18 protein-coding genes are annotated in these 19,746 nt (G+C 69.6%); 7 read left to right on the top strand and 11 right to left on the bottom strand.

Translation table 11 applies throughout. From position 1 onward, the window contains the following. Positions 1 to 26: 26 nt before the first annotated feature. Together DXT68_RS03880 and DXT68_RS03875 are read right to left on the bottom strand one after the other, a co-directional pair. On the bottom strand, positions 27 to 1,187 hold the full coding sequence (locus tag DXT68_RS03880; RefSeq protein WP_045254715.1) for an AMP-binding protein: 1,161 nt from the start codon (positions 1,185 to 1,187) through the stop codon (positions 27 to 29). A gap of 42 nt (positions 1,188 to 1,229) precedes the next feature. After that, positions 1,230 to 2,141 (bottom strand): 1,4-dihydroxy-2-naphthoyl-CoA synthase, encoded by a 912-nt coding sequence (locus DXT68_RS03875; RefSeq protein ID WP_045254716.1) that lies wholly within the window; start codon positions 2,139 to 2,141, stop codon positions 1,230 to 1,232. 86 nt (positions 2,142 to 2,227) lie between these two features. Here DXT68_RS03875 and DXT68_RS03870 point away from each other — a divergent pair, with 86 nt between their 5' ends. Continuing rightward, positions 2,228 to 3,205, top strand: a complete 978-nt coding sequence (locus DXT68_RS03870) for an o-succinylbenzoate synthase (RefSeq protein WP_045254717.1) — start codon at positions 2,228 to 2,230, stop codon at positions 3,203 to 3,205. Between the two features lie 54 nt (positions 3,206 to 3,259). Here the strand turns inward: DXT68_RS03870 and DXT68_RS03865 are convergent, their stop codons facing one another. After that, positions 3,260 to 3,883 carry a TetR/AcrR family transcriptional regulator gene (locus DXT68_RS03865; protein ID WP_045254718.1) on the bottom strand — a complete coding sequence of 208 codons (624 nt, stop codon included), beginning with the start codon at positions 3,881 to 3,883 and terminating at the stop codon, positions 3,260 to 3,262. Between the two features lie 122 nt (positions 3,884 to 4,005). Here DXT68_RS03865 and DXT68_RS03860 point away from each other — a divergent pair, with 122 nt between their 5' ends. The 3 genes from DXT68_RS03860 to DXT68_RS03850 all read left to right on the top strand — a co-directional run bounded on the left by DXT68_RS03860 (position 4,006) and on the right by DXT68_RS03850 (position 9,472). Beyond that, positions 4,006 to 6,795: an MMPL family transporter gene (locus DXT68_RS03860; protein ID WP_045254719.1), complete on the top strand. Its 2,790-nt coding sequence runs from the start codon at positions 4,006 to 4,008 to the stop codon at positions 6,793 to 6,795. Next, complete coding sequence (locus DXT68_RS03855) at positions 6,792 to 8,687, top strand: YhgE/Pip domain-containing protein (RefSeq protein ID WP_045254720.1); 1,896 nt, start codon at positions 6,792 to 6,794, stop codon at positions 8,685 to 8,687. The genes DXT68_RS03860 and DXT68_RS03855 overlap by 4 nt, the downstream gene beginning before the upstream one ends. Positions 8,688 to 8,875: 188 nt before the next feature. Beyond that, entirely contained in the window at positions 8,876 to 9,472 is a 597-nt protein-coding gene (locus tag DXT68_RS03850) for a 2'-5' RNA ligase family protein (protein WP_244268203.1), read from the top strand. 51 nt (positions 9,473 to 9,523) lie between these two features. Here the strand turns inward: DXT68_RS03850 and ccsB are convergent, their stop codons facing one another. The 5 genes from ccsB to DXT68_RS03825 form a co-directional block, all read right to left on the bottom strand. Beyond that, the gene (gene ccsB / locus DXT68_RS03845) at positions 9,524 to 10,507 is read right to left on the bottom strand and encodes a c-type cytochrome biogenesis protein CcsB (protein WP_045254722.1); all 984 of its coding nucleotides are present in this window, start codon (positions 10,505 to 10,507) and stop codon (positions 9,524 to 9,526) included. Positions 10,508 to 10,511: 4 nt separating this feature from the next. Then, positions 10,512 to 12,338, bottom strand: coding sequence for a cytochrome c biogenesis protein ResB (gene resB, locus DXT68_RS03840; protein WP_167541601.1), 1,827 nt, complete (start codon positions 12,336 to 12,338; stop codon positions 10,512 to 10,514). A gap of 37 nt (positions 12,339 to 12,375) precedes the next feature. Then, positions 12,376 to 13,155: a cytochrome c biogenesis CcdA family protein gene (locus tag DXT68_RS03835; RefSeq protein WP_045254723.1), complete on the bottom strand. Its 780-nt coding sequence runs from the start codon at positions 13,153 to 13,155 to the stop codon at positions 12,376 to 12,378. A 16-nt stretch (positions 13,156 to 13,171) separates the two neighbouring features. Beyond that, positions 13,172 to 13,825, bottom strand: a complete 654-nt coding sequence (locus DXT68_RS03830; RefSeq protein ID WP_082068974.1) for a TlpA family protein disulfide reductase — start codon at positions 13,823 to 13,825, stop codon at positions 13,172 to 13,174. An 80-nt stretch (positions 13,826 to 13,905) separates the two neighbouring features. Continuing rightward, positions 13,906 to 14,310: a MerR family transcriptional regulator gene (locus DXT68_RS03825; protein ID WP_045254724.1), complete on the bottom strand. Its 405-nt coding sequence runs from the start codon at positions 14,308 to 14,310 to the stop codon at positions 13,906 to 13,908. A gap of 58 nt (positions 14,311 to 14,368) precedes the next feature. Here DXT68_RS03825 and DXT68_RS03820 point away from each other — a divergent pair, with 58 nt between their 5' ends. After that, positions 14,369 to 15,283 (top strand): NAD(P)/FAD-dependent oxidoreductase, encoded by a 915-nt coding sequence (locus DXT68_RS03820; RefSeq protein WP_045254725.1) that lies wholly within the window; start codon positions 14,369 to 14,371, stop codon positions 15,281 to 15,283. Between the two features lie 60 nt (positions 15,284 to 15,343). Here DXT68_RS03820 and DXT68_RS03815 read toward each other — a convergent pair whose 3' ends face one another. Further along, positions 15,344 to 15,973, bottom strand: coding sequence for a histidine phosphatase family protein (locus DXT68_RS03815; protein WP_045254726.1), 630 nt, complete (start codon positions 15,971 to 15,973; stop codon positions 15,344 to 15,346). A 1-nt stretch (position 15,974) separates the two neighbouring features. Further along, positions 15,975 to 16,349, bottom strand: coding sequence for a DUF5684 domain-containing protein (locus DXT68_RS03810; protein ID WP_045254727.1), 375 nt, complete (start codon positions 16,347 to 16,349; stop codon positions 15,975 to 15,977). 137 nt (positions 16,350 to 16,486) lie between these two features. Here DXT68_RS03810 and aspS point away from each other — a divergent pair, with 137 nt between their 5' ends. Beyond that, positions 16,487 to 18,268 (top strand): aspartate--tRNA ligase, encoded by a 1,782-nt coding sequence (aspS, locus tag DXT68_RS03805; RefSeq protein WP_045254728.1) that lies wholly within the window; start codon positions 16,487 to 16,489, stop codon positions 18,266 to 18,268. Positions 18,269 to 18,347: 79 nt separating this feature from the next. Here aspS and DXT68_RS03800 read toward each other — a convergent pair whose 3' ends face one another. Further along, the gene (locus DXT68_RS03800; protein WP_045254729.1) at positions 18,348 to 19,175 is read right to left on the bottom strand and encodes a sulfite exporter TauE/SafE family protein; all 828 of its coding nucleotides are present in this window, start codon (positions 19,173 to 19,175) and stop codon (positions 18,348 to 18,350) included. Between the two features lie 25 nt (positions 19,176 to 19,200). Between DXT68_RS03800 and DXT68_RS03795 the strand changes: the two genes are divergently transcribed. After that, complete coding sequence (locus DXT68_RS03795; protein WP_045254730.1) at positions 19,201 to 19,716, top strand: GNAT family N-acetyltransferase; 516 nt, start codon at positions 19,201 to 19,203, stop codon at positions 19,714 to 19,716. The last annotated feature ends 30 nt before the right edge of the window (positions 19,717 to 19,746 follow it).

Raw genomic sequence — 19,746 nt, 5'->3', positions numbered from 1 at the left:
GGATCGAACGCGAAGAGGACCGACCGTCAGTCCAGCTCGGCGACGGCGCGCCTCATCGCCTCCCGGTCGGGCTTTCCCGAAGCGAGCACGTCGAGCTCGTCGACCAGGATCAGCCGCGCGGGCCTGGCGTGCTTGCCGAGCTCCTCGGCGACCATGTCGCGCGCGTGCGCGAGCTGCTCGGCTTCCGTGCGCCGCAGCGCCTCGCCACGGGGAGCGACGATCACCGAGGCCTCCCCCCAGCGCTCATCCTCGACACCCACGACGACCGCTCCGGTGAGCCCGGGCACGCGACGCACCAGCCTCTCGATGCGGTCGAGGGAGACGTTGATGCCACCCGAGACGATCACGTTGTCGGCTCGTCCGTGCACCCGCACCACGCCGTCGTCGAGAAGGCCGAGATCGCCGGTGTGGTACCAGCGGATGCCGTGTTCGTCTCGCGAGAAGTTCCTCGCCGTGAGCTCGCCGTCGCCCAGATAGCCCTCGGCGAGCATCGGGCCGGCGATGCGCAGCTCGCCGTCGACCGTGCGCACCCCGACGGTGTCGAGCGGCACTCCGTCGTACACGCATCCGCCGCTCGTCTCCGTGGAGCCGTAGGTGCGCACGAGCCGGATGCCGAGATCGGCGGCCCGCTCGCGCAGCGGCTCGGGCAGCGCCTGCCCGCCGACGAGGATCGCCCGATATGCCTGCAGGGCGGCGCGCACGGGCCGGTCGTCGGCCGCGTCGAGCAGTGTCGAGAGCTGCGCGGGTACGAGCGAGGTGTAGAGCTCGGGCAGGGAGTGCGGTGCGCTCGTCGTCGGTCGCAGCATCGACAGCGTCGACTCGGCGAAGGATGCGGGTGAGAATCGGCCGCTCAGCGTGACCGGCTGCGTGCCGGCGACCAGTGAACGCACGATGACCTGAAGCCCTGCGACGTAGCCCGCCGGCAGTGCGAGCAGCCAGCGGCCCGCGCCGATCCGCGCCGCCGTGGCCTCTGCGCTCGCCCGCAGCGCCTCGCCGCTGAGGGCGACGCGCTTGGGGATTCCACTCGACCCCGACGTGGCGATCACGACCGCCGTGCCTTCGGAGACCCAGCTCGGGGCGTCGCCGAGCATGCCGAATCCGAGCGCGGGCCCTCCGTCGAGCGCTCGCGCCAGATCAGCGAGGAGCTCCGAGGGGTCTTCGGCATCCGTCGATCTCAACGCGACCATGTGACTGCGCTCCGTCGTGTCGGGTTCAGTGTCGTGCCGGGTTCAGTAGTGCCAGGGGAACGAGGTCCAGTCCGGATCCCGCTTCTCGAGGAACGAGTCCCGCCCCTCGACGGCCTCGTCGGTGCCGTAGGCGAGCCGCGTGGCCTCTCCTGCGAACACCTGCTGTCCCACGAGCCCGTCGTCGACGGCGTTGAACGCGAACTTCAGCATGCGGATCGCGGTCGGCGACTTGGTGAGCACGGTGCGCGCCATCTTCAGTGCCTCGCGCTCGAGCTCCGCATGCGGCACGACGCGGTTCACGGCGCCGGCCTCGTACGCGCGCTGCGCCGAGTACTCCTCGGCGAGGAAGAAGACCTCCCTGGCGAACTTCTGCCCGGTCTGCCGAGCCATATATGCCGAGCCGTATCCGGCGTCGAAGCTGCCCACATCGGCGTCGGTCTGCTTGAACCGTGCCTCTTCGGCGGAGGCGATCGTGAGGTCGCACACGACATGCAGCGAGTGCCCGCCGCCCGCCGCCCAGCCGGGGACGACCGCGATGACGACCTTGGGCATGAAGCGGATGAGGCGCTGCACCTCGAGGATGTGCAGCCTGCCCGCGCGCGCCGGATCGTGCACGGTCGTCTCGTCGTCGGAGTACTTGTAGCCGTCGCGTCCGCGGATGCGCTGATCACCGCCGGAGCAGAAGGCCCAGCCGCCGTCCTTCGGACTCGGGCCGTTGCCCGTCAGCAGCACCGCCCCGATGCGGGGGTTCTGCCGCGCATCGTCGAGCGCGCGGTACAGCTCGTCGACGGTGTGCGGCCGGAAGGCGTTGCGCACCTCGGGGCGGTTGAACGCGATGCGGGCGACCCCTCCGTCGGTGCTCACATGGGCCGTGATGTCGGTGTAGTCCTCGGCACCGGGCGCGAGCACCCATTCGTCCGGGTCGAACAGGTCTGAGACGAATGCGCGGGTCACGGCATCCAGCCTATTCCCGACGGGGTTGCAGACGCAGACGGCACGGCGGATGCCCTGCCGAGGTCGTCTCAGAGCAGAATGAGCACATGCTCCCACCGCTCGCAGACCTGCTCAGCTCGGCCCGGATCGTCGCACTGCCCCTGCACACCCGGTTCCGCGGCGTCGATACCAGGGAGGCGCTGCTCTTCGAAGGACCGCAGGGGTGGGCGGAGTTCTCCCCGTTCCTCGAGTACGAAGATGCGGAGGCCGCGACCTGGCTCGCGGCCGCGATCGATTTCGCCTGGAACGTGCAGCCCGCACCGCTGCGGGAACGGATCGGCGTGAACGCGACGATCCCCGCGATCGAGGCCGCCCGCGTCGCCGAGGTCCTGGCGCGCTTCGCCGGATGCCGCACCGCCAAGGTCAAGGTCGCCGAACCGGGCCAGACGCTCGCCGACGACATCGCCCGCGTTCGGGCCGTGCGCGAGGCAATGGGCCCGGAAGGGCGCATCCGCGTCGACGCGAACGGACTGTGGAACGTCGACGAGGCCGAGCACGCCGTGCATGCCCTCAACGAGTTCGATCTCGAATACGTCGAGCAGCCCTGTGCCACCGTGCCCGAGCTCGCCGAGCTGCGCACCCGCGTGAAGTACATGGGCATCCCGGTCGCGGCAGACGAGAGCATCCGCAAGTCGTCCGACCCGCTCGCCGTCGCCCGGGAGAAAGCCGCCGACCTGCTGGTGATCAAGGCGCAGCCGCTCGGCGGCATCACCCACGCACTGCAGATCATCACGGCGGCAGGGCTCCCCGTCGTCGTCTCCAGCGCGCTCGACACGGCGATCGGGCTCTCCCAGGGTGCGGCCCTGGCGGCCGCGATCCCGGCGCTGGACTACGACTGCGGGCTGGGCACGGCATCCCTGTTCCTCGACGACGTCGCCGACCTGCGCCCGGTCGACGGGTCGATTCCGGCAGGTCGCGTGACGCCGGATGCCGACGCCCTCACCCGTCTGGCCGCATCGGCGGACCGTCGCGACTGGTGGCTCGACCGACTCGCACGCTGCTACGCCGTGCTCGAGGCCCGCTGACCGACCCTCAGCCGCCTGCATGCCTGCCAGCCAGCCAGCCGTCGCGTCGTCGCGTCACTCCGCGAGCAGCAGCTGCACCAGCCTGCCGAGCTCCTCGCTGCCCGAGTGACGGAGCTTGTCGGAGTCCTGCCCGGCCATCGCTCCGCGAACGGTCATGCCCTCCCAGATGAGCATGAGCATGCGCGCCGCGTCGTAGGCCGGGACCTTCAGCTCGAGTGAGCTCACCGACACGATGTCGCTGATGATGGTCGCGATGCTCGAGACCATCTCACGCTCCTGCGCGAGGTAGGCGGCCCCGAACTGCGCATCCCGCAGAGCGCGGATGCGGATCTCGCTCATCAGCATGACGTCGAGACGGTCCTCTTCCGCCGAATCCATGATCTGCTGCACGAGCTCGACCGGATCGCACCCCTCCGAGAGCCCTCCGTCGGCCGCGATCTCGTCGACGCGTCTGCGCACGGCGTTGATGCGCTGCTCGGCGACGCTTCCGGCGAGCATGAGGAAGAGCTCGTCCTTCGAGTCGAAGTTCGAGTAGAACGCCCCACGGGTGAAGCCTGCGCGATCGCAGACCGCCTCGACCGAGGCGCCGTCGAGACCGACCTCGGCGAAGAGCTGGGCTGCGGCGTCGAGAAGTCGCACGCGTGTGTTCTCGCGACTTCGGGTGGCGGGTGTCGTCATCGAATCCTCCTGCCTCTCATTCTCACACCCCGCACACAGGGTGCCGAGCGTCGATCACCTTACGATACATGTATGTATCGGATACAGTCGTGTATCCAAACCCGCATCTCCCGAGGAGCTCCGTGTCCACTCTCCTGTCCTCGCTCGGCCGCTGGTCGTACCGCCACCCGTGGCGCGTCCTCCTGTCCTGGCTGCTCGCGCTCGGCATCGCCGGAGCCGGAGCGCTCGTCCTCGGAGCCGGCACGGACAACTCCTTCTCGATCCCCGGCACCGAGTCGCAGGCCGGCCTCGAGCAGCTCAACCGCTCCTTCCCCGCCGTCAGCGGCACCAGCGCACAGATCATCGTGGTCGCCGCCGACGGCGATCACGTGACCGATGCCGAGTACCGAGGCGACATCGAGGATGCGGTCGACCGGCTCGCCGACCTCGACGACTCGGTGCTGTCGGCCACGTCGCCGTACGACGAGAACGTCAGCGGCATGATCAACGACGACGAGACCGCCGGCATCATCCGCCTGCAGTTCGACGGACAGGCGACCGACGTGTCGGACCAGACCCGCGACGACCTCCGCTCCGTCGTCGCGGAACTCTCGGACGAGCTTCCGTCGGGCTCGCAGACCTCGCTCGGCGGGGAGCTGTTCGCCACGTCCATCCCCGGCGTGACCCTCACCGAGGCCGTCGGCCTGCTGATCGCCCTGCTCGTGCTGATCGTCACGTTCCGCTCCTTCGTCGTGGCCGGGCTCCCGCTGCTCACCGCCGTGCTCGGCGTCGGCATCTCGATGGCGGGGATCTTCGCGGCCACGGCCTTCGCCACCGTCTCGTCGACCACCCCGCTGCTCGCACTGATGCTGGGACTCGCGGTCGGCATCGACTACGCGCTGTTCATCATGGCCAGGCACCAGGACCAGGTCCGCGACGGCGTCGACCCCGAGGAGTCGACCGCACGCGCCGTGGGCACCGCCGGCTCGGCCGTGGTCTTCGCCGGCGTCACCGTGCTGATCGCGCTGATCGGGCTCGGCTTCGCCGGCATCCCGTTCCTGACGACCATGGGCATCGCCGCGTCGGCCGCCGTCGCGGTGGCCGTCGCGATCGCCGTGACCCTCACCCCGGCACTGCTCGGGTTCATGAAGGGCCGCGTCGCCGGGCGCCCCCGCCGCGCGCCGAAGGCGAAGAAGGGCGCATCCGCCCCCGGCCCGCGCCGCCAGGCCAGCGACCGCTGGGTCACCGGGGTCACCAAGCGCCCGATCCTCGTCTCGCTCGCCGTGATCATCGGACTCGGCATCGTCGCCGTCCCCGCGCTGAGCCTGAATCTCGCACTGCCGAATGCCGGCGTGCTGCCGAAGGCCTCCGAGGCGCGCCAGACCTACGACCTCGTGGCCCAGGAGTTCGGCCCGGGGTTCAACGGCCCGCTCATCCTGACCGGAACCATCGTCACCTCGACCGATCCGCTGACCCTCATGCAGGACCTCGGCGACGACGTCGCGAAGATCGACGGCGTCAAGGAGGTCGCGCTCTCGACCCCCAATGAGACGGCGGACACCGGGATCGTGCAGCTGATCCCCGAGACCGCGCCCGACGATCCCGCGACCGCGGATCTGGTGCGCGAGCTCCGCGCCCATCACGACGAGTGGCTCAAGAAGTACGACATCGACCTCAAGGTCACCGGTTTCACCGCCGTCGGCATCGACATCTCCGACCAGCTCGGCAACGCACTTCTGCCCTTCGGCATCTTCGTGATCGGCCTGTCGCTGATCCTCCTCACGATCGTGTTCCGCTCGCTCTGGGTGCCGATCACCGCCGCCGCGGGATATCTGCTCTCGATCGTCGCCGGATTCGGCGTCGTCGGCGCGGTCTTCGAGTGGGGCTGGTTCGCCGATGCGCTGCACGTCGCGAAGGTCGGTCCGATCATCAGCTTCATGCCCATCATCCTCATGGGCGTCCTGTTCGGACTCGCCATGGACTACCAGGTCTTCCTCGTCTCGCGGATGCGGGAGGACTTCGTGCACGACCCCGATGGCAGGAGTCCCGACCGGGCGACCCGCCGCGCCGCCGCACTGCGGGCCGTGCGCAGCGGCTTCACGGGCTCGGCGAAGGTCGTCACCGCGGCGGGGCTCATCATGTTCGCCGTGTTCGTGGCCTTCGTGCCCGAGGGCGACTCGTCTCTCAAGCCCATCGCCCTCGGCCTCGCGGCGGGCATCGCGATCGACGCCTTCCTGGTGCGGATGACACTGATCCCCGCACTGATGGCGATCCTCGGCGAGCGCGCCTGGGAGATCCCGGCCTGGCTCGAGAGGATTCTGCCGAGCGTCGACATCGAGGGCGAAGCGGTCGAGCGCGAGCGCCACCTCGCGGAGTGGCCGGGCGATGACTCGGTGGTGGCCGCCGACGATCTGACGATCGAGGCTGCCGGCGTCGGTGGCCTGCACCTGCGCCTCGCTCCCGGCGGCTCCGCTGTGCTCACCGGGTCGTCCCCCGGTGCTCTGCGCGCCCTGTCGCTCGCGATCGCGGGCCGCCTCTCTGCAGATGGCGGGCGCCTGCGGGTGGCCGGCCATCTGCTGCCCGGCCGCGCGGCATGGGTGCGCGCCCACGTCGGCGCCGTCCTGACGACGGACACGGCCGATCTGTCCGCCGACCCCACCGAGGCGCTACGCGGTCGCCCGTCGGTGGTCGTCATCGACGGCGTCGATCGACTCTCCTCCGCCGAGCACGATCAGCTCGTCGCACGCCTGAGAGATGCACGCAGCTCGACCGCACTGCTGCTGACCTCGCTCGCCCCGCAGCTCGCCGAGCGACTGCTCGCGGACGCCGGGCGCACATCCGTCGCCGTGATCGACATCGACGCACCCCGACGCCCATCCGCTGCGCTGCCCGTCGCAGACGACTCCTCCGAATCGACCGAGGTGACCGCATGACCCTCCCCATCGAGCGCGCACGTTCGCGCAAGCCCATCACCTGGCTGACGATCCTCGGCATCCTGCTGCTGCCCGCGGCCGTCGGCGGCATCCTGGTCGCCGCACTGCAGAATCCGACCGAGCGTCTGGACTCGATGACCGCCGCGATCGTCAACCTCGACGAACCCGTCGAGATCGACGGGCAGCTGACGCCCCTCGGCAGGCAGCTCGCCTCAGGTCTGGTGGAGGGGTCGGACGACCTCGACTCGAACCTCACGTGGGTGATCTCGAACAAGGACGACGCCTCCGACGGACTCGCCGACGGCTCATATCAGGCCGTCATCACGATCCCGAAGGACTTCTCGAAGGCTGCCACCTCATCGGGTCAGGCGATCTCCGACGGCGGGGGCGAGGCGGCGTCCGACGCGCAGCAGGCCACCATCACGGTCACCACGCCCGACGACGGGCTCGTGGCCGACGACCTCATCACGAGCCAGATCGCGAACGTCGCCGCCTCCAGCATGGGCACCCTGCTCTCGGAGGCCACCACCGAGAACATCCTGGTCGGCTTCACGACCATCGGCGACCAGATCGGCGACGCCGCCGACGGCGCCGCCCAGCTCGCCACCGGCGCACGCGATGCCGCGACCGGTGCCACGGCGATCCCCGACGGCGCCAGCCAGCTCGCATCCGGTGCGTCCGAGCTCGGCACGGGGGCGTCCTCTCTCGCGTCCGGCCTCGACACCCTCTCGTCGAAGACGCGAGAAGCCGCCGCCGGCGCCGCGAACCTCGGACAGGGCCTGACCGCCGGGGCCACGGAACTGCAGAATCAGGCCGCAGGCGCTCAGCAGCTCGCCGCGGGATCCGCGCAGGTCGCCAGCGGTCTGCAGCAGCTCGCCGATGCGTGCGCGCCCAGCGGCTTCCCCCAGGCCTACTGCGATCAGCTCGTCGCGCTCTCGTCGGGAGCCACCCAGACGGATGCCGGTGTGCAGCAGCTCTCGACGCTTCCCGGCACCGTCGCCAGCCAGCTGAGCCAGGCCGGCGCCGGGGCGACGACGATCGCCGACGGACTGAACCAGCTCGCCTACCAGGGACTCGATCAGTCGGCCGACGGTGCCCGCGCACTGTCGAGCGGCGCAGGACAGCTCTCGAGCGGCGCCACAGATCTCGCGACCGGTGCCACCGACCTCGCCACGGGCCTCGACACCCTCGCGACGGGGACCGGAGATCTCGCGGGCGGACTGCGGACCGCGGCCGACTCGCTGCCGTCGTTCACCGACGCGCAGTCGACCTCGCTCGCCTCGGTGATCGCAGACCCGGTGGCCTCGAAGGGTGCCGACGAGTCGACGATCTTCGGTCCGACTGCGATCCCCCTGCTCACCGCGGTGGTGCTGTGGTTCGGTGCCCTCGCCTCGTTCCTGGTGATGCGCGCCCACACGGCGCGCACCCTGACCTCTCGACGGTCGTCGGCGGGGCTCGCCCTGCGCGCGTTCGCCCCGGCCGCCGCGATCGGCGCGGCACAGGGCGTGCTCGTCTCGCTCATCGTGCAGATCGTCGCGGGTTACGATGCCGGCGCGTGGTGGACGTTCGCCGGCACGGCCGTGCTGGCCGGAGTGGCCTTCGCCGCCGTCAACCAGGCATTGGTCGCCGTCTTCGGGGGAATCGGTCGCTGGGTGAGCGCACTCGTCGGCGTGCTGGCGATCGCCACGGGGCTCGTGTCGACCGTTCCCGGCTGGCTGTCCGGTCTCGCCGCGGCGCTGCCGACGGCGCCGGCCTTCAGCGGACTCATCGCCGGCAGCGGAAGCGCCCTCGCGGCGCTGATCGTCTGGGGTGTGCTGTCGCTCGTCGTGACGACGCTCGCAGTCACGCTGCGCCGCACGACCTCGGCCAGAGCCGCGTTCGCCGCCGCCTGACCATCCGTCCCGACCGTCCGTCCCGACCCGTCCGTCCTGACCTGTGCGGGCACGGCTTCGGATCTCCCCGGCTGACACGCCGCGCATCGTCCTCGATGCGCGGCGTGTCGCGTATCCGCTCCCGAATCCGTGCCCACCGCGGATGCCGTCGGACATCGGGCACCCCTCGACGCCCGTACGATCAGGAGATGCGCCGACCATTCATGTCCTCGCCCACACAGCTCGCTTCGCTGGAGGGGCAGCAGTACCTCGTGCTGCGGCCGACGAGGGCCGTCTCCGACGTGTACCGCGCTGAACAGCGGTCCGCCCTCGGCCGTGTCGACGCGCCGCACGCGCACACCGAGCACGTCACGCTTCGCGCCTTCCACGAACCCGAGCGACGCGAGGAGGTGCTCTCACTGATCCGCGAATGGGCGGTGGCACAGCATCCGATCGAGGTCATCGCCGAGGCCGTCGACGTCTTCCCGACGCCGTGGCAGGTGGTGATCCTGCGGCTGACGCGCACGTCGTCGCTCGTGTCGGCCTATGCGAAGCTCAGCACCGCGCTCGACGCCACCGACTTCCGCCGCCTCGATGAGCGCGACACCGCGGAGTGGACCTTCCACCTCTCCGTGATCTATGCGAAGACGCTCTCGGCCGCCGCCTGGTCGGAGCTGTCGCACAAGTCCCGTCGGTCGCTCAGCAAGCGCCCGGCGGAGACCATCTCGGAGGTGGAGTTCGTCTGGTACGAAGACGGCGTCGAGCATGCCGAGGTGATCCCGTTCGGACTCCGGTCGTTCCGATGACCGGGATCCGGACGCTCAGCTGAGGCCGGACGTCCAGCTGAGACTGGACGCTCAGCTGAGGCCGGAGTAGGCGTGCAGGCCCTTGAAGAAGACGTTGACGATCGTGAAGTTGAACAGCACGGCCGAGAATCCGACGATGGCGAGCCATGCCGATCTGTTGCCACGCCATCCGCGTGTCGCACGGGCGTGGATGTATCCGGCATAGAGCACCCAGATCACGAAGGTCCAGGTCTCCTTGACGTCGAAGCCCCAGAAGCGGCTCCACGCGTAGTACGCCCAGATCGACCCGGCGATGAGCGTGAACGTCCAGAGGATGAAGCCGATGATCGTGAACCGGTACGCCATGCTCTCGAGGCGCTCCGACCCGGGGAAGGTACGGAGGAATCCCGGCCCGGTCTTCTCCGCGCCCTCGGAGGTGAGGCGCTCGCGGCGCGACTGCATGAGCTGGATCACGGAGAGCGCGAAGGCGAGGGCGAAGAACGCGGTGCCCAGTGACGCCACGAAGACGTGGATCACCAGCCAGACGCTCTTGAGCGGATCCATCAGCGGCGAGACGTCGACGTAGAAGTTCGTCGCCGCGAGCCCGAGGAGCACCACGACGAGCCCGGTGATGAAGGTTCCGAGGAAGCGCAGGTCGACGCGCAGGAGCACCGCGAGGAACACCGCGACGATCAGCAGCGTGCCCATCATCGCGAACTCGTACAGGTTGGCCCACGGCACGCGGCCGGCAGCGAACCCGCGGGTGAGCGTCGCCGCGAGCTGGAAGATGAACGCCAGGATCGTGAGCGACGTGCCGATGCGCGCCATCACGAAGCGCTGCGGCGCGGAGTCGGATGCTGCGGTGCCCTTCGCGCCGCGCGCCGCGGACGAGCCACGCGCCCCGGCGCCGACGAGCTCGAACTCGCGGACGTTCGCCGAATCGGCCGACAGCTGGGATCGACGAGCGAGATCGAAGGCGTAGGCCACGAAGGCCGCCGCATAGATCGCGATCGACGTCCAGAGCAGGATCGGCGAGATCACTTCGAGGTCGAACATGGTGTCAGTCTACTTTCGGCGTGTCGGATGCGGGGCCGTCGGCCTCGCGCTCGGAGTCTGTCTGCGCGTCGGCGTCGACACGGTCGTCGGCCCCTGGCTCTTCCGCGGGCTCCCGCTCTTCCTCGGGCTCCGGCTCTTCCTCGGGCTCGGTCTCGGGCTCGGCGGCGGTGACGCCCGCTGTGTCCAGCAGTCTGGCGTGTCCTGCCACGAGGTCGTCGACCGCATGAGCAAGAGTCGGGTCCTCACCGCGGGCGAGGCCGGCGTACTCGAGCGAGACCACGCCGTCGGCGGCGGTCGCCTTGACCCAGACGCGGCGGCGCGGGATGAACAGAGCGAGCATCAGGCCGCCGAGCGCGAGGAGCGCGAAGCCGAGCACCCAGGGCCCCGAGGCGTCGCGGTGGATCTGCAGCGACGCGAACCGCTTGACCGACTGCGAGGCGTCGGTCGCCCCTGCGGGTGACTCGTCCTCGAAGGTCACGGTGCCCATGCCGTTCGGCAGATCAGCGGTCTGGCCGGGCGTCAGCTCGATCGACTCGAGGTCGGTCGAGCGCCCCGTGACCTTCGTCATCCCCGTGGTGTCGAGCACGTACACCGAGCGCGGGATGCCCTCGTTGATGCCGAGATCCCCCGTGTACACGTCGAGCGTGAGGGTCGGGTTCGTGAGCTCGGGGAAGGCCGAGAAGAACGCGCCGGTGTCGAGCACCCCAGTGGTCGGGTAGAAGAATCCGACGAGGCCGACCTGCTCGCTGAGACCGTCCGGGATCTTGAGGACTCCGAGAGAGGTCATGTTGTTGTCCTGCGGCAGGAACGGGGTGCTGTTGGTGAAGACGACATCGCCCTCGGGGTTGCGCACCGTGACCGTCGGGGCGTAGCCGTTTCCGAGCAGGAAGACGTTGTCATCGGCGACGCCGAGCGGTTCGTTGACCTTGACCGAGCCGGTGCGCTCGTCGCCGTTCTCCTGCACCGTGACGTTGGCCGAGAAGTCACCGGCCTGACCGGATCCGGGCTCGCCGAACGGCTGATAGGTCACGTCGAAGCTGTCGAGCCGCATCGAGTACGGCGCGAGCGCCCCGTCGCCGACAAAGCGACCGCGGTTCATCGAGTCGTAGTCGAGCAGCGTGTTCGCGAACGTCTCGCCCTCGACCAGCACGCGCTGGCCGGTGTACGCGAAGCCGCCGCCGACGCCGACCGTGATGAGCACACCGACCAGGGCGAGGTGGAACAGCAGGTTGCCGGTCTCGCGCCAGTAACCGCGCTCGGCCGAGACCGACGACGAGCGCTTGTCGTCATAGCGCTCGACCCGGTAGCCGAGAGCCTTGAGCTGCTTCTGCGCGATGTCGATCGACGCGGAGGCATCGGTCGCGGCATCCGTCGAGGTGCGCTCGACCGCACGGAAGTCGGCGAGCCGCTGCAGGCGGGCGGGCGTGCGCGGCGGCCGGGCCTGCAGCGCCTTGGCATGGTGCCTGATGCGCGGGATCACGCACCCCACGAGCGAGGCGAACAGCAGCAGGTAGATGGCCGAGAACCACGGCGACAGGTAGACGTCGAACAGCTTCAGGCCGTCGAGGACCGGGAAGAGATCGGGGTTCTCGCGCTCCCACTGGGTGACGCCGTTGGGGTCGGCCATCCGCTGCGGGAAGATCGAGCCGGGAATGGCGGCGATGGCCAGCACGAGGAGCAGGATCAGCGCGGTGCGCATCGACGTCAGCTGACGCCAGCCCCAGCGCAGCCAGCCCACCAGGCCGAGGCGGGGCTGGGTGATCGACTCTTCGCCGTCGACATGGTCGGACGGCCGGAGCGGATCGCTCGACCTCTCGGTTGTGGTGCTCACGGCATCCTTCCGATGCGTCTTCTTCCGATCGTCCTGATCAGAGCGGGAGGATGACACTGTTCATCACCGCCGTCAGTCTCGACATGATGTCGGTCCAGAGCCCCGTGACCATCAGCAGTCCCAGAGCGATCAGCAGCGCGCCGCCGATCACGTTGACCACGCGGATGTGACGGCGCAGGAATCCGATCGCCTTCGTCGCCCAGCCGAAGCCGAGCGCGACCAGCAGGAACGGGATGCCGAGGCCGAGCGAGTAGGCGAGTCCCAGGGACCCCGCGCGCACCGGGTCGCCCGCGTTGAAGCTCAGCGCGAAGATCGCGGCCAGCGTCGGCCCCATGCAGGGCGCCCACCCGACACCGAGGGCGACGCCGAGCAGCGGTGCGCCGATCAGTCCCGCCTTGGAATCGACGTGGAACCGCACCTCGCGCTGGGCGAAGCCGAAGAGGCCGAGGAACACCAGTCCCATCAGGATGATGACCCCGCCGAGGATGCGCGTGATGAGCTCGCCCCACTGGATGAGGAACACGTTGGCGATGCCGCCGAGCGCCGTCAACGAGACGAAGACGAGGCTGAAACCGAGGATGAACAGCAGGACGCCGACGACCAGGCGTCCGCGCGCGGGGGCGTCGACGGTCGAGGTCGGCGAACCGTTCGCCGGGCTAGGTGCACGCCGGGGCGCCACAGCTCCCCCGAGGAATCCCAGGTATCCGGGCACCAGCGGCAGCACGCAGGGCGAGAGGAACGACAGGAGTCCCGCGAGCATCGCCACGGGGATCGCGAGCCACAGGGCTCCCGATCCGATGATCGCTTCGGGGTTCACGCCGCTCCCGGGAGGATCACGAGTCCTCCGCGAGCGCGTCCTTGACGAGCGTCGAGAGGATCGACGTGCCGTCGATGGGCCCGATGATGCGCGCGGCGACCCTGCCCTGCTTGTCGAGCACCAGAGTCGTCGGCGTCGCCTGGATCGGCACGGAGGCCGCGAATGCGAGCTTCGCCTCGGCGGTGTCGACATCGATCAGGCTCGGGTAGGTCACGCCGAACTCGGCGGAGAACGCCTTGGCCGTGTCGGCCTGATCGCGGGTGTTGATGCCGAGGAAGGCGACGCCGTCGCCGCCCTGCTCCTGCCACACGGTCTCGAGGTCTTCGGCCTCGACGCGGCACGGGGCGCAGCCGGCGTACCAGAAGTTCACGACCGTGACCTTGCCCGCCAGCTCGGCGCTGTCGAAGTCCTCGCCGTCTTCCGTCACGCCGCCGAACGCCGTGACGGGCTCGCCGCGTTCCGCGACGGGGATCTCGACGATCGCGCCGTCGGCGGCCACGTATCCGGGGTTGTCTCCGCTGAGGAACGAGTCGTTCACGGGATCGGGAGCGCATGCGCTCAGACCGATGGCGAGCACCGCGGCGAGCGCGACACCGACCGACCGGCGGACGGGCCGGATGCGGGAGGGGCGGCCGCTGCGGATCGGAGGAACCGTCGAGGCGAGTGGCACGATTCCCAGTTTACGCGGGGGTTCCTATGCATGGGCCGGGCGCTCGTGCGGGTCCGGCGCGAGCCGGGATGACCCCCCTGTCAGAAGCGCGCCAGCACGTCTTCGACGCCGGCGCGGAAGCGCGGACAGCTCGTGATGTCGTGCGCCCGGCAGTTCATCGCGTGCTCGGTGATCTCCCGCGAGCGCCGCATCTCCTCCATCCGACGATCCAGGTCGTCGAGGTGCCGCTGCAGCACCTCGTGCCGACCCCGGGCGCTGTCGTCGAGCAGCACCGCGATCTGCTCGAGGGTCATGCCCGCAGCCTTGCTGCGCTGGATCACGGCGACCTGCACGACGTCGTCTTCGCCGTACCGCCGCCGGCCCGCGGCGTCGCGTGCGGGCCGCAGAAGCCCGACCGACTCCCAGTGCCTCAGCACGTTGGTCGGCAGATCGAACCGCGCGGCGACCTCGCCGACGGACCAGGGGTTCTGCGCGCTTGACTTCATGTTGACATGAAGTCACAGACTGAGCTCGAAAGCAAGCGAGCCCTTCGGAAGGACCCACATGTACGACGCGATCGTCATCGGCGCAGGACCCGCCGGCCTGCAGGCGGCACTCACACTCGGACGGATGCATCGGTCGACGCTGCTGCTGGACTCGGGCGAGTACCGCAACGGCACGGTGCAGCACATGCACAACGTGATCACGAACGACGGCGCGGCTCCCGCGGACTTCCGCGCCGTCGCCAGGACGGAACTCGCCGCCTACACGGATGTCGAGATCCGCGACGTCGGCGCGCAGAGCGTGACCCGCGCAGACGGAGGTGCCGACGGGGACTTCACGGTGCTCCTCACCGACGGCGACAGCGTCGAGGCCCGACGCGTCATCCTCGCGACGGGAGTCGCCGATGACCTCCCTGCCGTCCCCGGCCTGCAGCAGCTGTGGGGGCTGAAGGCCTTCGCCTGCCCGTTCTGCGACGGGCACGAGCACGCCGGCCGCCCGATCGGCATCCTCGGCCCCGTCGCGCGTGCCGAGCACCTGATCGGACTGCTCGGTCGCATCGTCGGAGACATCACGGTCTACCCGATCGACGAGCGCTTCACCGCGGAGGAGGCGCAGCTGCTCGAACGACTCGGCGCGACGGCGAGCACGGAGCCCGTGGCCTCCGTCGCCGCGGAGGACGACGGCGTGCGCATCTCGACCGCGTCCGGTGGCGAGCAGAGCGTGGCCGGCGTCTTCGTGGCATCCGGCACGCTCCGCCAGCGCGCGCCGTTCGTCGATGACCTCGCCCTGCGGATGCTGCCGTCCGGGTCGATCGAGATCGACGACTTCGGTCGCACCTCGCTGCCCGGGGTCTTCGCCGCCGGAGATCTCGCGCACCGAGCCTCGCTGCCGGGACCGATGGCCTCGGTGCTGCTGGCGTCCGCCGCCGGTCAGATCGCGGCGATCGGCGTCATCCAGTCACTCATCGCACACTGACCTGCACCTGCACCTGCACCTGCACCTGCATCCGCGCCGCTCGGCGGGCGGAGGGCGCGGTCAGACCGCCCCGACGTCGATCGCGCCGCCGGTCGCGGCGGGCTCCGCGTAGGCGACCTCTCGCCACACATCGCCGACGAGCTCGAACGAGGTGACGCTCGAGAGCGCGCATCGCCGGGTGCGAGGGTCGTGCTGCAACGGCAGACCCGCCACCCGGAGGTGCGTGATCCAGATCGGCGCCTGGTGCGACACCATCACCAGGTCGCCGCCGTCGACAGACCGCCAAGCCTCGGCCATCAGGCCCAGCATGCGTTCGGCGATCGAGGTGTACGGCTCGCCCCAGCTCGGCAGCGACGGCTGACGCAGGTGCCACCAGTTGAACGGGTTCATCAGCGAGCGCTTCATCTGCGTGCCCTCGAACACGTTCGTCGGCTCGATCAGACGGATGTCGATCTCGGGCACCAGATCGAATCGTGCGGCGAACGGTTCGGCGGATTCCTGCGCCCGCTCCAGCGGGGAGGCGTAGAGCGTCGTCACCTCCCGGCCGAGTCCGGCGACGTGGTCGGCGGCCGCCTGCGCCATCGTCCGACCGGCCTTGCTCAGTTGGTAATCGGGCAGCCGCCCGTAGAGGACGCGCTTCGGGTTGTGCACCTCTCCGTGGCGGACGAGGTGCAGTCGCGACGCCACCATGTCAGACCTGTCGGTAGCGGGACTCGCCGAAGCCCAGGATCAGATATCCGATGTACGGGAAGACGAACAGGAGGAAGAACGAGAACAGCCCGCCCTTGCCGAAGCGCTCGCCCATCCGGATGGCGACGAAGATGCCGAAGATGAACCCCACGATCGGGATCAGGTAGAGCAGTGCGAGCCATCCCGACATCCCGGCGATCTTCACGAGGAAGATGACGTTCACGAAGGGGACGAGCGCGAGGATGCCGGGGTATCCGGCCTTCGTGAAGACCTTCCAGAGGCCGATCACGACCAGGATGTAGAAGGCCAGGACGATCAGCCCCGAGGTTCCCGAGAAGATCGATGCGTACAGGTCGGAGATTCCGTTGGAGTCCATGCGTGCCTTTCCGTCGTGGCGATCCTACTGACCGATATGCCGCCGCAGGGGGAGGCAGGACGCCCGCGCCCGAGTCCCCGCACCCGCCCCCGTAGACTGGGCGGGTTCATCATCTCCCAGAACAGAAGGAATCCTCCGTGCTTCGCACCCACTCGGCAGGCTCACTGCGAGCCGAGCATATCGGTCAGACCGTCACCCTCTCGGGTTGGGTCGATCGCCGTCGTGATCACGGAGGAGTCGCGTTCATCGATCTGCGGGATGCATCGGGCATCGCCCAGGTCGTCATCCGCGACGAGGAGATCGCGCACCCGCTGCGCAACGAGTTCGTGCTCAAGGTCACCGGCGAGGTGTCGCGCCGCCCCGACGGCAACGCGAACCCGAACCTGCCGACCGGCGAGATCGAGCTCATCGCGACCGACGTCGAGGTTCTGAACGAGTCGGCCCCCCTGCCGTTCCAGGTGTCCACGGCTGTGGCCGACACCGAGACGGTGGGTGAAGAGGCGCGCCTCAAGTACCGCTACCTCGACCTGCGTCGCCCCGCCGCGGCATCCGCTCTGCGTCTGCGCTCGAACGTCTACAAGTCCGTGCGCGATGTGCTGCACGGCGAGGACTTCACCGAGGTCGAGACGCCGACCCTCACCCGTTCGACCCCCGAGGGCGCTCGCGACTTCGTCGTGCCCGCGCGTCTGCACCCGGGCAGCTGGTACGCCCTGCCGCAGTCGCCGCAGCTGTTCAAGCAGCTGCTCATGGTCGGCGGTGTCGAGAAGTATTACCAGATCGCGCGCTGCTACCGCGACGAGGACTTCCGCGCCGACCGCCAGCCGGAGTTCACGCAGCTCGACATCGAGATGAGCTTCGTCGACCAGGAAGACGTCATCACCCTGATGGAGTCGCTCATCCAGGCGATGTGGAAGACGATCGGCGTCGAGGTGCAGACCCCGCTGCCGCGCATGACCTACGCCGACGCGATGGCCAAGTACGGCTCCGACAAGCCCGACCTGCGCTTCGGACTCGAGCTGGTCGAGGCCACCGAGTACTTCGCCGAGACGCCGTTCCGCGTCTTCCAGGCCGAGTACGTGGGCGCCGTGCGCATGCCCGGCGGCGCCTCGCAGCCCCGCAAGCAGCTCGACGCGTGGCAGGACTGGGCGAAGCAGCGTGGAGCCCGCGGCCTCGCCTACGTGCTCTTCAACGAGGACGGCTCGCTCGGCGGCCCCGCCGCCAAGAACCTGTCGGAGGCCGAGCAGGCCGGACTCGCCGAGTTCGTCGGCGCCTCCGCCGGTGACTGCGTGTTCTTCGCCGCAGGGTCGACGAAGGAGAGCCGCGCGCTGCTCGGCGCCGCCCGCGTCGAGATCGGCCGTCGCCTGGGTCTGCTGAGCCCCGACGAGTTCGCGTTCACGTGGGTCGTCGACGCCCCGATGTTCGAGCCAGCAGCGGATGCCGTCGCATCCGGTGACGTCGCCGTCGGCGCCGGAGCCTGGACCGCCGTGCACCACGCGTTCACCGGCCCCAAGCCGGAGTTCCAGGACACGTTCGACACCGACCCCGGATCCGCTCTCGCCTACGCGTACGACATCGTCTGCAACGGCTCCGAGCTCGGCGGCGGATCGATCCGCATCCATCGCGAAGACGTGCAGAAGCGCGTGTTCGAGGTCATGGGCATCAGCGACGAGGTCGCGCAGGAGCAGTTCGGCTTCCTGCTCGACGCGTTCAAGTTCGGCGCTCCCCCGCACGGCGGGATCGCGCTCGGCATGGACCGCGTGCTGCAGCACCTGACGAAGACCGAGTCGATCCGCGACGTCATCGCGTTCCCGAAGTCCGGCAACGGCTTCGACCCGCTGACCGCCGCGCCGGCTCCGATCACGCCCGAGCAGCGCGCCGAGGCCGGCGTCGACTACGAGCCCGAGGACGACGAGGCCTGACCTCGCACCAGGAGGCCCTCTTCCGCTCACGCGGGAGGGGGCCTCTTCGCTGTGCGCCGCCGTGCCGCGGCGCGCCGTCTCACCGCAGGGCGGCGAGAGCGGGAGCGATGTTCTCGTTCCACACGTCGACGCCGAGCTTCGCGATCAGCACGACGACGACGGCGAGGAAGACGACGCGGATGAATCGCGCTCCCTTCGAGATCGCCATACGGGATCCGAGGTAGCTGCCCGCGACGTTCGCGACGGCGAGGATGCCGCCGAGCAGCCACAGCACCGCACCGTGCGGGATGAACAGCAGCAGGGCGCCGGCGTTCGTGGCGAGGTTCACGATCTTCGCCTTGGCGCTCGCCTGCAGAAAGTCGTAGCCGAGCAGCGCGACGAGCGAGATCACCAGGAACGTCCCGGTGCCGGGGCCGATGAGCCCGTCGTAGAAGCCGATCACGAGCCCCGACAGTCCGGCCATGATGTGGTGCCGGTGGCCGCTGAAGCGCAGCATCGTGGCGGCCCCCATCTGCGGCCGGAAGGCGGTGAACAGCGCGACGGCGAGAAGCGCCACGACGATGATCGGCTTGAACGCCGCAGCGGGCAGCACGGTGGCGACGGCCGCTCCCCCGAACGAGCCGACGAGGGCGATCACCGCCATCGGCAGAGCGGTGCGTATGTCGGGCTTCGCCCGCCGGTAGTACGTCACGCTGCTGGTGGCAGTGCCGAACACGGAGGCGAGCTTGTTGGTGGCGAGCGCCTGGATCGGTGACATGCCGGGGATCAACAGCAGCGCGGGCAGCTGCAGCAACCCGCCGCCACCCACGACCGCATCGATCCACCCCGCGGCGAATGCCGCGACGATCACGAGGATCAGCGTGCCCCAGGTGAGCTGCTCGAGCCCGAGCACACTGCCGATGTCCATCGGTCCAGGATGTCAGACTGAGAGCATGCTCGACGCTCTCGCCCTGCCCTTCCCCATCGATTCCCGAGCGGGCGCCGCGACCCTGCGCAGAGCCGTCGTCGACGACACGGATGCCGTGATCACCCTGCTCTCGGACGACCCGATCAGCGCATCGCGCGGCGACGTCGCGTCCGTCGAGGACCGCCCCGCCTACGCATCGGCTCTCGAGGAGATCCTCGCCGACCCGTCGAACGATCTGCTCGTGGTCGAGCTCGACGGAGCCGTCGTCGGCACCCTGCAGCTCACCTCGATCCCCGGCATGGCGCGACGCGGTGCGAGACGCCTGCTCGTCGAGGCCGTGCGCGTACGCAGCGATCTGCGCTCGTCGGGCATCGGCTCCGCCGTCATGCGCTGGGTCTCCGACGATGCGGCGCCGGCCCTGGGGGCGGCGATGGTGCAGCTCACCTCGGACGCCGCCCGCGCCGACGCGCATCGGTTCTACGAGCGACTGGGATACGTGGGCTCGCACGTCGGGTTCAAATATCAGGTGCCCCGCGGCTGAGGCCTGCTTCCATCCGCCACATCCCGGCCA

The sequence above is a fragment of the Microbacterium foliorum genome, assembly GCF_003367705.1.
GTDB lineage: Bacteria > Actinomycetota > Actinomycetes > Actinomycetales > Microbacteriaceae > Microbacterium > Microbacterium foliorum.
Note: the sequence above shows the minus strand (reverse complement) of the source record. Positions and strands in the feature narration are given on the sequence as shown.

Bases quoted from the DNA above. Each gene is read 5' to 3' on its own strand.
- DXT68_RS03800 (WP_045254729.1), bottom strand. From the start codon at position 19,175: ATGGACATCGGCAGTGTGCTCGGGCTCGAGCAGCTCACCTGGGGCACG.
- DXT68_RS03795 (WP_045254730.1), top strand. From the start codon at position 19,201: ATGCTCGACGCTCTCGCCCTGCCCTTCCCCATCGATTCCCGAGCGGGC.
- DXT68_RS03810 (WP_045254727.1), bottom strand. From the start codon at position 16,349: ATGGACTCCAACGGAATCTCCGACCTGTACGCATCGATCTTCTCGGGA.
- DXT68_RS03855 (WP_045254720.1), top strand. From the start codon at position 6,792: ATGACCCTCCCCATCGAGCGCGCACGTTCGCGCAAGCCCATCACCTGG.
- DXT68_RS03850 (WP_244268203.1), top strand. From the start codon at position 8,876: ATGCGCCGACCATTCATGTCCTCGCCCACACAGCTCGCTTCGCTGGAG.
- DXT68_RS03880 (WP_045254715.1), bottom strand. From the start codon at position 1,187: ATGGTCGCGTTGAGATCGACGGATGCCGAAGACCCCTCGGAGCTCCTC.
- DXT68_RS03815 (WP_045254726.1), bottom strand. From the start codon at position 15,973: ATGGTGGCGTCGCGACTGCACCTCGTCCGCCACGGAGAGGTGCACAAC.
- DXT68_RS03870 (WP_045254717.1), top strand. From the start codon at position 2,228: ATGCTCCCACCGCTCGCAGACCTGCTCAGCTCGGCCCGGATCGTCGCA.
- DXT68_RS03825 (WP_045254724.1), bottom strand. From the start codon at position 14,310: ATGAAGTCAAGCGCGCAGAACCCCTGGTCCGTCGGCGAGGTCGCCGCG.
- DXT68_RS03865 (WP_045254718.1), bottom strand. From the start codon at position 3,883: ATGACGACACCCGCCACCCGAAGTCGCGAGAACACACGCGTGCGACTT.
- DXT68_RS03820 (WP_045254725.1), top strand. From the start codon at position 14,369: ATGTACGACGCGATCGTCATCGGCGCAGGACCCGCCGGCCTGCAGGCG.
- ccsB (WP_045254722.1), bottom strand. From the start codon at position 10,507: ATGTTCGACCTCGAAGTGATCTCGCCGATCCTGCTCTGGACGTCGATC.